10 protein-coding genes are annotated in these 14326 nt (G+C 43.3%); 6 read left to right on the top strand and 4 right to left on the bottom strand.

Annotated elements, in window-relative coordinates; all coding sequences use genetic code 11:
• From BWI44_RS11760 to BWI44_RS11770, 3 genes are all read right to left on the bottom strand, one after another.
• A complete protein-coding gene (locus BWI44_RS11760) occupies positions 1-1272 on the bottom strand; it encodes an ABC transporter permease (RefSeq protein ID WP_138292480.1) in 1272 nt (423 codons plus the stop codon).
• A gap of 60 nt (positions 1273-1332) precedes the next feature.
• The gene (locus BWI44_RS11765; RefSeq protein WP_138292479.1) at positions 1333-2580 is read right to left on the bottom strand and encodes an efflux RND transporter periplasmic adaptor subunit; all 1248 of its coding nucleotides are present in this window, start codon (positions 2578-2580) and stop codon (positions 1333-1335) included.
• Between the two features lie 542 nt (positions 2581-3122).
• On the bottom strand, positions 3123-4049 hold the full coding sequence (locus BWI44_RS11770) for a glucosaminidase domain-containing protein (protein ID WP_044533163.1): 927 nt from the start codon (positions 4047-4049) through the stop codon (positions 3123-3125).
• 98 nt (positions 4050-4147) lie between these two features.
• Here BWI44_RS11770 and cdd point away from each other — a divergent pair, with 98 nt between their 5' ends.
• A complete protein-coding gene (cdd, locus tag BWI44_RS11775) occupies positions 4148-4627 on the top strand; it encodes a cytidine deaminase (RefSeq protein WP_286813856.1) in 480 nt (159 codons plus the stop codon).
• A gap of 19 nt (positions 4628-4646) precedes the next feature.
• Here the strand turns inward: cdd and BWI44_RS11780 are convergent, their stop codons facing one another.
• Positions 4647-6776 carry a GAF domain-containing hybrid sensor histidine kinase/response regulator gene (locus BWI44_RS11780; RefSeq protein ID WP_286813858.1) on the bottom strand — a complete coding sequence of 710 codons (2130 nt, stop codon included), beginning with the start codon at positions 6774-6776 and terminating at the stop codon, positions 4647-4649.
• 462 nt (positions 6777-7238) lie between these two features.
• Between BWI44_RS11780 and BWI44_RS11785 the strand changes: the two genes are divergently transcribed.
• From BWI44_RS11785 to BWI44_RS11805, 5 genes are all read left to right on the top strand, one after another.
• The gene (locus BWI44_RS11785; protein WP_195209663.1) at positions 7239-8840 is read left to right on the top strand and encodes an ABC-F family ATP-binding cassette domain-containing protein; all 1602 of its coding nucleotides are present in this window, start codon (positions 7239-7241) and stop codon (positions 8838-8840) included.
• A gap of 136 nt (positions 8841-8976) precedes the next feature.
• Positions 8977-11370 carry a TonB-dependent receptor gene (locus BWI44_RS11790; RefSeq protein WP_195209664.1) on the top strand — a complete coding sequence of 798 codons (2394 nt, stop codon included), beginning with the start codon at positions 8977-8979 and terminating at the stop codon, positions 11368-11370.
• Between the two features lie 67 nt (positions 11371-11437).
• Positions 11438-12511 carry a sensor histidine kinase gene (locus tag BWI44_RS11795; RefSeq protein WP_044155076.1) on the top strand — a complete coding sequence of 358 codons (1074 nt, stop codon included), beginning with the start codon at positions 11438-11440 and terminating at the stop codon, positions 12509-12511.
• Positions 12508-13560, top strand: a complete 1053-nt coding sequence (locus BWI44_RS11800; protein ID WP_195209665.1) for a sensor histidine kinase — start codon at positions 12508-12510, stop codon at positions 13558-13560. Before BWI44_RS11795 ends, BWI44_RS11800 begins: the two co-directional genes overlap by 4 nt.
• Positions 13557-14279: a LytR/AlgR family response regulator transcription factor gene (locus BWI44_RS11805; RefSeq protein ID WP_195209666.1), complete on the top strand. Its 723-nt coding sequence runs from the start codon at positions 13557-13559 to the stop codon at positions 14277-14279. The genes BWI44_RS11800 and BWI44_RS11805 overlap by 4 nt, the downstream gene beginning before the upstream one ends.
• The last annotated feature ends 47 nt before the right edge of the window (positions 14280-14326 follow it).

Genomic DNA, 14326 nt, shown 5'->3' on the forward strand with positions numbered 1-14326 from the left:
TTATTCTTGATTATTCAACGATTTAACAATGTTATACTTTCCGGCACGCCAGGCAGGAATACCGGCACACAGCAGGTTCAGCAGGAAGATGAAAAGCAAAGTTACCAGAAACGTTTCCGGACGTACTAGCATCTCTACATTGAATTCCGTACCCGATGGGAAAAAGATGTCGCGCGTCAGCAACAATACACCAATGGAGAGCACCAATCCGAATATGCCGCCAATAAAAGTGATAATGAGATTTTCATTGATAACCTGACGGAAAACATTACCCGCAGTTGCTCCAAATGCTTTGCGGACTCCTATCTCTGCACGCCGCTTACGAAAGTTAGTCAGCGTTATACCAATCATGTTGAGCGCCGGAAGCAATAACAGGAAAAATACGAAACTGCCTTGCCGCAAAAACCAATTGCCATAGGGGATATCATTAACAAAACCATTATTATTGGTAACCACCAGGTCCAGATTACTCATCGGCCCGTTAAAGAAGCTGACGCCATATTCCGACGTATTCGCATTCAATTGTTTTGCGGCCTTTTCCACTTCCGCACGAATAGCAGTAAAATCATCGGTACTATGTGCCAGCATCACAATATTAAAAGACCCTACCAGTGCCTCATAAGCATTGGCAGCCGTTTCTGTGCCGGCACTGGAATTATAAGGCAACCATACATCCGAATAAGCATAACGAGCAGTGCGGGGCACATTCTTCACAACACCGCATACCGTATATTCTGTACGATTGATAAGTAGCCGTTGACCCTGCGCCTCTGTTTTCCCAAAAAGTCGGCGTGCCAGTTTCTCACTGATAACTGCTTTGCGGATGCCGCTTTCATTGTCTTCATAGGTAAAAGGAGTACCATCTAAAAATGTATAATCGAATATTTTCCAGAAGCGGTCGTCTGTATAAGTAGCCCGATATTTGGTAAAGGTACGCTTAGCAATCGAACTGACGGACACTGTGTTACGAGCATAACCACTCACCTCCTGCGGAGTCTTCAGATTATAGAAAAGCTCGCGTACCACCCGTTTTCCCATTCCGCCATTGTTCCAGTTTCCATCATTACTCTTCATGAAAGCACGGGTTGCAATGATGTGCAACATCCGTCCGCGCTCCGTCTCCGGTGCATATTCAGCCAGACGCACCTGTATCACAAGAATAATCATCATTACAGCGGTAATGGCCAATGCCGTTCCTGCAATAGAAAGCCCGCTAACCAGCGGATTTTCTTTCAGCAGGCTCCACGCTTGCTTTAAATATATCCTTAACATATCTTTCTTATTTTCAATTACTCCGAAAGGCACTTGTCACTTGTAGCCCGTAGCTCGTAGCTAATTCAACTTCAGCTTATTCTTATTTTTATACTGGCTCATGTCGCTCACTACCACCTGGTCACCCGGCTGCAAGCCACTGATAACTTCCACAAATTCAAAGTTGCTATCACCCAGTTGTACTTTACGTTTCACGATTTCTTTATCAGAGTCACGCACAAAGAGGTCATACTCGCCACGTCCTACATAATAAGAAGCATTGGCAATACGCATCACATCTTCTTTCACGGCATTCATCACATATACATCTGTCTTCAATCCCGAACGCAAACGACGGTTATTATCCTCATTCAGTTGTACAGTGAAAGAAATCACTCCGTTCTTTGACAACGGCGTCACACTGCTCACCGTACCTTCCAGTTTATCACTGCCAATCTTCACAATTGCCTTGCCACCGGCGGCCACACGGTCACCATACGTATCTGCTATTTCACCTTCCACCTTGAAATGGCTAAGATCAGAAATCACGGCAAGCTGGCTTCCCTGAGAAACCTGTGCACCGATCTGGTTATTAATATAGGTAAGGATAGCTTTGCGCGGAGAACGAACCTGTGCATCATCCAGCGTTCGCTTCATCTCAGCAAGGCCTTTGCGGAAGATGCTAAAATCCAACTCCTGAACTTTATATTCGGCAGCAAGCACTTCTTTCTCATTATCATATTGTTGTTTCAGCTGTTCGTATTCCAACTGGGCTACGTTATAGCTAAGTTCTGCCTGGCGCACTTTATCCGTAGTTCCCGAACCCAGGCTATCAAGATATTGCTCATTACGCAACTCCACTTTCTTGCGATTCAACTGCATGGCGGAAACCTTAATCTTCATAGACAGGTCGTTCAGTTTTGTCTGATTGTTCACGCGCAACTGATCCAATTTGTAGCTACGCATCTGCTCTTCGTCTAACAATTTTTTATAGTCTGTCTCTACACTCTGCAAGTCAAGTTTCAAGATCGGCGTACCTACATCCACACTATCGCCACCTTTCTTATATATCTCGACGATACGGGTATTGATAGGAGAATTGATAATCTCTTCGAAAGCCGGCACCACTTTTCCGGATGCACTTACACTGACTTCAATCGTGCCTTTATCTACTGTGGAAAGTACCAGGTCTTTTGTTTTCACTCCCGTACGCATCAATGAAATGAGTACGCTGATAACGACTATACTTGCCACGCCGATGCCTCCGTAACGGATAATTTTCTTGTTGCGTTCTTTGTTACGCACTGCTTTTGGTATTTCTCTGTCCATGTTGAATATTGAGTTATTTATTATTTTATCAGTTTTCAGCCTTCGCCCGCTTTCAAAAACGAACAGGCATATTATTCACATTATTTATATATACTAAATGCGTGCCAAAAACGTAAATAGCTGAAAACAAGAAGATAGAGAAAAAAGAAGGGTGTCCGATATCGAACACCCTGTACATTTTCGGATAAATCAATAAGCCTTTGAATGGCAACGAAGCAAGCTAATTTCAAAGATACTAAAAGCTAATTTCGAAGATACTAGAAACTAATATCGGAGTGCCTACAAACTAATATCACGGATACTAAAAACTATTCTTACCACAAATATTTTTCTTTCTTACAACATATATAAAAGTATCATACAATAATTATATAAGTTTCTTACAACAGATATTGTAAGAATAATAATTAGGAAATTAATTATTAGTTGGATGCGGTACGGAGATTAGTTAAATGCGGTGCGGAGATTAATAATTAGTGGAATAGAATCTAATCCGTAGCAAGTAGATTCTATTCCACTTTTATGCCAATCAGAAATGCCTGTTATCTCAGCCTCAACCTATCTCCCACTTCAGGAATATATTCATCATCTTTCCGGTTCATCTTATACAGGTTCTTCAACCGTATACCGTACTTTTGCGAAATGGTATGCATGGAGTCGCCATCTTTCACGATGTAAACCGTATACCGCTTAGAGGCTTTCTTTTTCTTGCCTTTCAGATAAATGATATCACCCGCCTCCAACGTATAATCCTTATGCAGGTCATTGTACTTCACAAGCTTCTTCCAACTGATATCGAACTCCTTGCCCAATAAGCGGAAAGTATCGCCGTCACGAGCTACGACATAGGCTATATCATTAGCTATATATACCTGATGCGGATTAGCCAGCCAGGGTTTCTTCTTCAGTTCTTTCTCCCAATTACGGTTTTCACGATTACTCATACCGCGACTGTCATACTTATAAAGTTCATAATCCTCTATAATCGTTATCAGACGGTTCGCATAAGAGGGATCAGTAGCATATCCGGCTTTCTTCAAACCACGTGCCCAACCTTTATAGTCCGTAACCTTCAAATCGAACAGGAATGCATAACGTGCACCCCGCTTCAGAAAAGCAGAATGATCTTCATAAGAATCTCTGGGATTACTGTAAGCCCGAAAACATTCATTGCGGGCATCGTCATCATGACGCACTGTGCGTCCACGCCAGTTACTACCGCACTTAATACCGAAATGGTTATTACTTTTGCGTGCCAATGCACTTTGTCCGGCACCACTTTCAAGAAGTCCCTGAGCCAGAGTAATACTGGCAGGTATCTTGTGTTCCTTCATTTGTTGTACGGCAAGCGGAGCATACTTCTCTATATATTCCACGTAACGGGCATTCTTGCGCTGCGCCTGAGCGGCAACGGTACAAACCAGAAGTGCCAGGATTGCAGTGAGTCTGATAGCGTTCATTCTATTCATAGCAATATAAGTTGAGGTACAAAAATCTTAAAAAGAATTGGAATTACCAATCTCTTTTCTAACTTTGTAACATTAATTACAATATACATCACTGCCTTATGAAAGATTTGACCTTACAAATTGACATTAAAATATACGATTATAGTGAATTAAGTGATGCCGACCGCCAACTCATAGATTCAGCGCGTGAGGCTACCCAACGTAGCTATGCCCCTTATTCACACTTTTCAGTAGGCGCCGCTGCCCGATTGGCAGACGGTACGGTTGTCACAGGTACCAATCAGGAGAATGCCGCTTACCCGTCGGGGCTTTGTGCCGAACGTACCACTTTATTTTATGCAAACTCCCAATATCCCGATCAGGCAGTAGAAACTCTTGCCATTGCCGCACGCAATGAACGGGATTTCCTGGATGCTCCGATTCCCCCTTGTGGTGCATGCCGCCAGGTAATGCTTGAAACGGAAAAACGCTTCAAGCACCCCATGCGCATTTTACTTTTCGGGAAAAAGGGTATCTATGAGATGAAGAATGTAGGTGCTTTGCTACCTCTGTCATTCGATGCATCTTCCATGGAGTAATCCTTTTGATTTTTGGGGTTTATTTCCCTATCCATTTACTGACCATCCTGCGTAACTCGAGTGGCGAAACAGGTTTGGTCAAAAAGTCATTGCAACCCACATTGAGTGCCAATGCCCTATCATCGTCGTAAGCAAATGCCGTAAGGGCAATGATGGGCACCCGGGCACCGCCTTCCCTTAACATAACCACCGCATCTATTCCATTCATACCCGGCATCTTCATATCCATAAATATAAGATCAGGAGATTGAGTATTGAAAAGTTCTACAGCCTCATTACCATCATGTGCTCTCAGCAGACGATAATCCTTCCTAAGAAGTGCCTCAATCAGTAAATAGTTGCTGTCTACGTCCTCGGCCACCAGAATCAGAGGTTTATAATTTCTTGAAATGATCTTTATAACCTGGTCACCATCCTTTGTTACAACCTCCGAATCCGATGAGGCATCAAGCATATATGGATGTGTGAACCAGAAACACGAACCTTCTCCCACACGGGAGTCTACTCCAATCTCACCTCCCATTCGCTCTACCAAACTCTGGCATATAGACAATCCAAGACCAGCACCTTGCGAAAATGAGTCGAGTTTTACAAAACGATTGAAAATCTCATGCTGCTGTTCAGCAGGAATACCCTTACCGGTATCCGTCACACAGAAACGCACCTGAGTGTCATTTTCCAATCTATAGGAAAGAGTAACCGATCCCTTGATCGTAAATTTCAAGGCATTCGTTACGAAATTAGAGAGTACTTGCATGATTCGGTTCTTGTCGGCATCAATCATTATCTGTGGCGAGCTTTCGTCAAAACGCAGTACAACCGCTTCCTCATGTTTTTTGTGTGAACAAGTAGAAATTACTTCACGACAAAGTCGGGGCAAATCCACCCTTGTTATAATGAGTTCCACCGTACCGGCCTCTATTTTAGAAATATCCAATATGTCAGAAATAAGGTTGAGCAACAGCTCGTTGTTCTCCTCTACTAAAGACATATACGATTCACGCTCATCATCATCGGCTTCGGCAAGCAAGCTTGAGAAGCCCACAATAGCATTCAGAGGAGTACGTATTTCGTGGCTCATATTAGCAAGGAATGCCGATTTTAGCCTATCTGATTCTTCTGCTTTTTCCTTAGCCTGAATCAACTCCAATTCTACCTGCTTACGGGTGGTGATATCAGTAGCCAATTCCATGATTGCCCATCGTCCGTCGAGCCACTTAATCGCCATACTCTGAATGGTATACCAGCGTTCGGTAACGGGATTGTAGTCTTCCCAGAAATGAACACCTGTGAACTTACGGTTGGCATCAAGCAACTGTGGTTTCGGGCAATGCGCACACAAACCGTTCAATCCTGCATTCAGCATTTTCCAGCATTCAGCATTTTCCGAAACCTGTCCGGCTTCTTCGCGGAAAGGTTTGTTTGCAAAGAGTACCTTCTGTGTATCATAATCGCAAACAAAAATATTGGCATTGATGTTATCCAATACTTTTTGCATAGTTCGTTGAGACAATTGCAGAGACGTTTCTACCTGCCAGCGTTTTGTAGCAGTGGATACAATTTGCGATATTTGACTCATTAACTCCACGTCCTTTTCATCCCACTGCTTATTCCAGCAGAAGTTAAATGACAGGAAACCGAAATGCACCCCTAACTGCGACAGAGGAAAAACGGCTATAGCTTTTACGCCTTGTACCTCGAGCATCTGGGTAATAAAGGGGTCGAGCGAATAGATATCGGACGTACAGATGATATGATTCTTTTCGAGCATATCAAACCACGGCTTTCCCGCTTCAATGGTCATACTCCGCAGGTAATCTATGGCCGGCTCAATACCATCGTTGCACCATTCGTTGGTGCATCCGTATGTGACCCCGTCAAGATGGTTTTCCCATGTTGCCAATCGGTCAACACCGGTATAACGGCCTATTTCAGCAAGTGCCATATTCATGGCTGTAGGTATGTCCGGTTCCAGTTGTAATATTTGCAACACTTTTATGAATAATGCCTGCCGCCGGTTGGTTGCTTCCAGATTCTCTTGAATGGCAATCAGGTCCTTAGATTTTTCTTCGACCATTTGTTCGAGCCGGTTACGGTACTGTTCCAGTTCCATGCCGACTCCTTCTTGTTCGGAATCAGTAGATTTCATACGAGATTTATTGAGATAATTAAATATAATGATTAATTGTTCTCTGCCGAGATACACCTTATATTTTGCAAATATATAGTTTTATTTGGCAAATATATGGTTTTATTCTACAATTTAAGAAAATCTTCTTAAAAACGGTATTTTACTTAAAAGGCTAATAATCGAAGGCTTATCGAAACACTCAGAATATCCCCCTTTTGATAGTAATATTGCAATATCCAAAAGAAATACCTATCTTTGCACCCACTAACTAAAAATTACTACGATGAGAATTTCCAAGTAAAGACAAACATTTCGGTAAACATCACTTTTTACATGCTTTATAATTCAGAACGCTGAGCATCACAAACGTGAATGTTTAGCCAATACTGTGTTTGTCTTTCCCCTCCACAATCGAGATTTTATTGTATCCAAAGCACTTTTTGGTACAGTGTATTCACCTCTTTAAACACAGTATTTACCATGAGTATTATTATCAGAGATCTTAGTTATGTCCATTCCGACAAAGAAGTCTTATTCCAACATTTGAACCTTGTTATCAACCCGGGAGATAAAATGGCGCTAACCGGAAACAACGGTTGCGGAAAATCCACTTTAATGCGGATTATTGCAGGTGATTTATCTGCTACAACCGGAACGGTCAGCCACCCGGAACATCTCTATTATGTGCCTCAACATTTCGGGCAATATGATGACCGAACCATTGCACAGGCTTTAAGAATAGATGGCAAACTGGAAGCCTTGCATGCCATCCTGAACGGAGATGTATCCGAAAAGCATTTTGCCACACTGAATGATGACTGGAATATTGAAGAACGTGCCCAAGCTGCCCTGTCGGCCTGGGGAATGGATGACATTCCCCTCTCCCGTCTGATGGACGGATTAAGCGGGGGAGAAAAAACGCGTATCTTCCTCGCCGGCATGGAATTACATTCACCTGTCGCTATTCTGCTGGATGAGCCAACAAACCATCTGGACGCAATGGGGCGACAACGGTTATATGACTTTGTACGGCGCACTCCGGCCATTGTACTCGTCATCAGCCATGACCGCGCCTTACTAAACCGGTTACCTGCCATTTGTGAATTATCCTCTAACGGACTAACTTTCTATGGCGGCAATTACGATTTCTATAAGGAGCAAAAGGGAATCCAACTGAATACCCTGCAAGAGCAACTGGAAGAAAAACAAAAAGCCCTGCGGCTTGCCCGGAAAACTGCCCGTGAATTGGCGGAACAAAAGGCAAAACAGAATGTACGGGGCGAAAAGGCCGCCATCAAGAAAGGCATTCCCCGCATTATGATGGGTGCCATGAAAAACAGAGCAGAAGTAAGTACCAATAAACTAAAAAGTGTACATACCGAGAAAACAGAAAAGCTACAGCAGGATATGCAAAACATAAAAAGTACTCTTCCCCTTGCAGAGAAACTAAAAACAAACTTCAATGCCTCCACTCTGCACGAAGGTAAGATATTGGCTACTGCAAAAGAAATGAACTTTCAATATCCGGATGTTCCCCACCCCATGTGGACAACACCGTTAAGCTTTCAGTTACGGAGTGGCGACCGCTTCTATATTGAAGGCAATAACGGCAGTGGTAAAACTACATTGCTAAAGCTGATTTGCGGCGAACTCGCTGCCGTCAACGGAACACTCGACCGCATTGATTTCAGCACTGTTTATCTGGATCAGGAATACTCTCTTATCCATAATGAATATAGCATTCTGGAACAGGCGGACCATTTCAACCGTCGTCATCTACCGGAGCATGAACTGAAAACGATATTGAACCGTTACCTTTTTCCAGTAGCTACATGGAACAAGCCTTGCAAATTGCTTAGTGGTGGAGAAAAGATGCGTCTCTCCTTTTGTTGTCTGATGATTGCAGATAATACCCCCGATGTTTTCATACTGGACGAACCGACCAATAATCTGGATATTGAAAGCATCGAGATTATTACGGCAACCATCCGGGACTATACAGGAACGGTGATTGCCATATCACATGATAAGGAATTCCTGAAAGAAATAAACTGTAAATCATGGGTTAAGTTAGAAAGATAGTAAGTATAGAAAAAGCAGAGCAAGCTTTAGCTGCTATTTCCGAGTTTCGTCTACAAACCCATCCGGTTCGTCTCAAATAAAAAAGTAACGCATAGCAGAGACCTATCTTTGTCGCATTAAACAAAAAACGATAAAGATGGATAAAACTAAAGTATTAGTAATAGCCGCATTACTAATTTCAATTTGCTCTTTCGGAAAGGAAGTATCTAATATCCCCGGACAAGCATCAGTCGATGATGAGAATATCCCACAAAGTAGTGGGCGCCCTGTACAAACACTACGAGGAGTGGTTAATGACCGGGCGTCGGGGCATCCTATCCCTTATGCAACGATACAGTTGACGGACATTCCGGGTTTAGGGATGATGTGCGATAGTCTCGGACGTTTCGCACTTCCCAAAGTTCCGGTAGGCCGCCATTCCGTGCAAGCTTCGTTTATGGGATACGAGCCGGCAACCGTACGGGAGATTCTGGTGACTTCCGCTAAAGAAGTTTATCTGGAAATAGCTTTGCAGGAAAGCGTAAACGAACTGAGCGAAGTAGTGGTGCATGCACACAACCGGAACGAAGCAATGAATAAAATGGCTGTCGCAGGAGCACGTATGCTCAGCGTAGAGGAAGCAAGCCGCTATGCAGGCGGATTTGATGATCCGGCCCGACTGGTTGCCTCATTTGCCGGAGTAACGCCAAGCGTTTCCAATAATGGTATATCCATCCACGGCAATGCACCGCATTTATTGCAGTGGCGACTGGAAGATGTGGAAATTCCAAACCCAAACCATTTTGCAGATATCGCCACTTTGGGAGGTGGAATTCTGTCCTCACTCAGTGCACAGGTTTTAGGAAACTCCGACTTCTTCACGGGTGCTTTTCCGGCAGAATACGGCAATGCCGTTTCCGGTGTCTTCGACATGAAGCTACGCAACGGGAACAACCAACGAAATGAAAATACATTCCAGGTAGGCATCATGGGAATAGATTTCGCTTCCGAAGGTCCGTTAAGCAAGAAACATAAAGCCTCATATATCTTCAATTACCGCTACTCCACTACGGGACTACTGAACGTTGACTTAGGTGGAAAGATGGACTATCAGGACCTGAACTTCAAACTAAACTTCCCCACCCGCCATGCAGGTACCTTTGCCGTATGGGGTACTGCATTGCTTGACAAATACAAAAGTTCACTCGAAGAGAATCCGGATAAATGGGATTACCTGGAAGATGCCGGACAGGGGCGTTCCACCCAGTACATGGCAGCCGGAGGTGTTACCCATCGCTACTTCTTTAATGAGAACACCTTACTGAAAACCACACTTGCCGGAACTTATTCCGACCAAGAGGCCATTCAAACCACTTACGACAGAGAATTTAATTCTTCACCTTACATCGAACAGAACAGCAGTAACACGAACCTGATACTGACTTCGTCACTGAACCGGAAAGTAAGCAACCGTTTTACCAACAAAACCGGATTCACCTTTACACAAATGTTCTACAATATGAATTTCGAGCTTGCTCCATTCATCGATCAACCGTTGGAAACAATCTCAAAAGGAGATGGAAACACCAGCCTGATTTCAGCCTACAACAGCTCTGCATGGGGAATAAACGACAAAATAAGCCTGAACTTCGGATTGCACGGCCAACTGCTCACGCTAAATAACCGCTGGACCCTTGAACCCCGCACCAGCCTGAAATGGCAAACCAATGCCCGAACTTCCTTTGCTTTGGCTTACGGTATGTACAGCCGTATGGAAAAGATGGACGTTTACTTCGTAAAGACGCAAAGCACCGGTGACCGGTCAGTAAACAAAAACCTCGATTTTACCAAAGCACACCATCTGATGCTTTCATTCGCCTATAAGGTTTCAGAAAATATAAGCTTGAAAGTGGAACCTTACATTCAGTTTCTATACGATGTACCCGTCATGCGCGACAGCTCCTTTTCGGTACTTAACCGAGATGAATTCTTCGTGGAAAACGCTTTAGTGAACAAAGGCCGAGGACGCAACTTCGGTGTAGACTTCACTTGGGAACGGGCACTGAACAAAGGACTCTATTATATGATAACCGCTTCCCTGTTCGATTCCCGTTATTGCGGTGGCGATGGTATCTGGCACAACACACGCTTCAACCGGAAATATGTATTGAACGGACTGATCGGTAAAGAGTGGATGCTGGGACGCAACAAACAAAACATTCTCAGTGTCAACCTGAAGCTTACCCTGCAAGGTGGAGAACGCTATGCTCCGATAGATGTGGAAGCAACGATAGCCCACCCCGACAAAGAAGTGCAGTATGATGAAACGCGGGCATATTCCATTCAACGCTCTCCGATGCTGATTGGCAATTATACGGTAAGCTACCGCATCAATAAACGCCGTGTATCTCATGAATTCTCCGTGAAAGGCCTCAACTTTACAGGCAGCAAAGAGTTCATTCAGCACCTCTATAACATAAAAACAGGAAAGATAGAGGCAAGTGAACAGAAAACCGGTCTGACCAATATCAGCTACAAAATAGAGTTTTAATTCAGGATAATCCAGTGTTTTATATGAATTTATTCTATCTTCGTCACCTCAAATGAGAGATACTCCCATGAAAGTAATACCAATTATAGGCAATGATGATTCTTTTCTATACCGCTTCCTCGTCAGCTCACGCTTCCGGGTAGCCAGACATACCACTGTCGTCGTGGCACTGTTTGTCATAGCCTGTAATCTGGTATTATTCAGCTGTCAGGGTTATATAGAGATGTTGGGAAAGTGGATCTATCTTCTCATCTTCAACATGTTTCTGCTCTACGGTGGCATTTTTTATTTCAATTTGCTCTATCTGGTGCCCCGTTACTTGCTCAAACAAAGATATCTGACGTATATTCTTTCCCTATCAGGTGCTTTAATCATAGTTTTTATTTTTCAAGCTACACAGGAGTATATTGTATCCGATATCTTCTCTGTACCTAATATTTACGTGGGATATTCTAAGGTGGCATTTGTTATGGATTATCTTTCCTCTTTCCCATTAACCCTTCTCAGCATCATGGGCGGCGGTATGACTGTCTTGTTGCGGCTCTGGATACTGGAAAACCAACGGGTGATGCAACTAGAAAAAATCAGGTTACAGTCCGAAATAGAACATCTGAAAGAACAAATTAGCCCCTCCATGTTATTCCGGGTACTCCACTATTCAGGAGAACAGGCACTGGTAAATCCGGGAAAAGCGTCGGAAATGTTAATGAAACTGAGCCAGATACTCCGTTATCAGTTGTATGACTGTAACCGGGAGAAAGTGCTGCTAAATACGGAAATCAAATTCCTTTCCAATTATCTGGAACTGGAACAACTTGTTTCGAATAAATTTGATTTCCACATGAGTGCCTCGGGAGAGACAGGGCGTACATTTGTATTCCCATTGCTCTTTATACCTTTTATCCAGTACACAGTAAAGCAAATAGAAATTCAGGAAGAACAATCCGCATCCATTGAAATTCATTTGCAAGCGGAAGATGAGACCATTCTGTTCAACTGTCAGGTATCCATGCCTTGCCTGGAACCGGAGCAGGAATTGAATAAAATCCGACAACGCCTCGATTTGCAATACGGTGAGAATTACCGGTTGGAATTAACCGGCCAGAACATCCAGCTTGAATTGAAAGGAGGTGGAAAATGATTAATAACCGTTTTACCAGTTTCCTGCTTGCTCCACGTTACCGTACGGCAAGACATTTGTTTCTGCAATTCGTAGTGTTTATGATTACAGTGAACATACTCTGGAATGTCCCCATGCGTCCCCTCAGTTTCCCTCAAAGGTTATTGGGATGGGCCATCTATTTCATTTCCATTGATGCAGTTTTCTATATCAATCTTTACTGGCTATTCCCTCGCTTCCTGCTGAAAAACCGCCTGTTGATATATGCGCTCGGTGTGTCCGGAGTAAGTCTGATAGTCATTATAGCTGTAGCTATATTCCAAATTTTCACCATCGACATTTCAGTGCCCGCATCCGATAACAATCTGTTGCCTATCGTGGTAAATGCCATATCGGGAGTATTGGCCATGGGATTTACCGTAGCCGGGATGTCCGCCATACTCCTGCTTCGTCACTGGATGCTCTATAATCAGCGGGTAGATGAAATTCAATCTGCTACCTTGCATTCTGAGTTGAGATTTCTCAAAAATCAGATAAATCCGCACTTTCTGTTCAATATGCTGAATAATGCCAATGTACTCATTCGGAAAAATCCCACAGAGGCATCCAAAGTCTTATTCAAACTGGAAGATTTATTGCGTTACCAGATGAATGATAACTTCCGCGAACATGTACCTCTCCGCTCCGATATCCATTTCCTGAACGACTATCTGAATCTGGAAAAGGTACGGCGCGATCACTTTGATTACAATATCACAGAGGAAGGTAATATCGATGCCATACAATTACCGGCTTTGCTATTCATTCCCTTTGTAGAGAATGCGGTGAAACATAATTTCGACAGCGAACATCCGTCATACGTTCACCTTTTCTTTAAGGTCGAGGATAATCAATTGGAATTCCAGTGTGAGAACTCCAAGCCTGCCGTAGCAACAGGCAAAAGCCATGTGGGGGGAATCGGACTAACTAATATCCGACGCCGGCTTGAGCTCCTATACCTCGGTCGCTATTTACTGGAAGTAGCCGAGACAGAAAATAAGTATGTAGTAATTTTAAAACTGGATTTATGAATTGTATTATAATAGATGATGAACCACTAGCACGCGAAGCCATGGAAATGCTGGTGCAAGAAAATAAAGAGCTTTGTTTACTGGGCATGTTCAATAATGCCGTATCCGCCACACAGTTTATGGAAGAACATTCTGTCGACCTTATCTTTCTGGATATTCAGATGCCGGGTATCACCGGTATAGAGTTCGCACATACCGTCTCCAAACGAACCCTCATCATCTTTACGACCGCCTATACGGAATATGCATTGGACAGCTATGAAGTCGATGCTATCGATTATCTGGTGAAGCCTATAGAACCGGAACGCTTCCAAAAGGCAGTACAGAAAGCCCTCTCCTATCATTCATTATTGATGAAAGAGGAGAAAGAGGCCATTGAAACCAATGTTTCTTCCGAGTATTTCTTCGTGAAATCCGAACGGAAATACTTCAAAGTAAACTACACTGATATTCTCTTCATCGAAGGATTGAAAGACTATGTAATTCTTCAACTCCCGGAGCAGCACATCATTACCCGCATGAATATGAAAGGCATCTCCGAGCTCCTGCCCCAGGATCTGTTCCTACGGGTAAACAAGTCCTATATCGTCAATACCCGTCACATCGATTCATTTGATAACAATGACATTTACATAGGTAATTATGAGATTGCCATAGGTAACAGCTACCGCGATACATTCTTTGAAGAATTTCTAATGAAAGGAAAAAGAAAAGAGTGATAAAGTGGTGAGGTGATAAAGTGTAAATTATCATTTTTCAAAATAAT

The organism is Bacteroides sp. Phil13, from assembly GCF_001940965.1.
Classification (GTDB): domain Bacteria; phylum Bacteroidota; class Bacteroidia; order Bacteroidales; family Bacteroidaceae; genus Bacteroides; species Bacteroides intestinalis.

Coding starts and splice junctions, on each gene's coding strand:
- BWI44_RS11760 (WP_138292480.1), bottom strand. CDS start 1,272: ATGTTAAGGATATATTTAAAGCAAGCGTGGAGCCTGCTGAAAGAAAAT.
- BWI44_RS11765 (WP_138292479.1), bottom strand. CDS start 2,580: ATGGACAGAGAAATACCAAAAGCAGTGCGTAACAAAGAACGCAACAAG.
- BWI44_RS11770 (WP_044533163.1), bottom strand. CDS start 4,049: ATGAATAGAATGAACGCTATCAGACTCACTGCAATCCTGGCACTTCTG.
- cdd (WP_286813856.1), top strand. CDS start 4,148: ATGAAAGATTTGACCTTACAAATTGACATTAAAATATACGATTATAGT.
- BWI44_RS11780 (WP_286813858.1), bottom strand. CDS start 6,776: ATGAAATCTACTGATTCCGAACAAGAAGGAGTCGGCATGGAACTGGAA.
- BWI44_RS11785 (WP_195209663.1), top strand. CDS start 7,239: ATGAGTATTATTATCAGAGATCTTAGTTATGTCCATTCCGACAAAGAA.
- BWI44_RS11790 (WP_195209664.1), top strand. CDS start 8,977: ATGGATAAAACTAAAGTATTAGTAATAGCCGCATTACTAATTTCAATT.
- BWI44_RS11795 (WP_044155076.1), top strand. CDS start 11,438: ATGAAAGTAATACCAATTATAGGCAATGATGATTCTTTTCTATACCGC.
- BWI44_RS11800 (WP_195209665.1), top strand. CDS start 12,508: ATGATTAATAACCGTTTTACCAGTTTCCTGCTTGCTCCACGTTACCGT.
- BWI44_RS11805 (WP_195209666.1), top strand. CDS start 13,557: ATGAATTGTATTATAATAGATGATGAACCACTAGCACGCGAAGCCATG.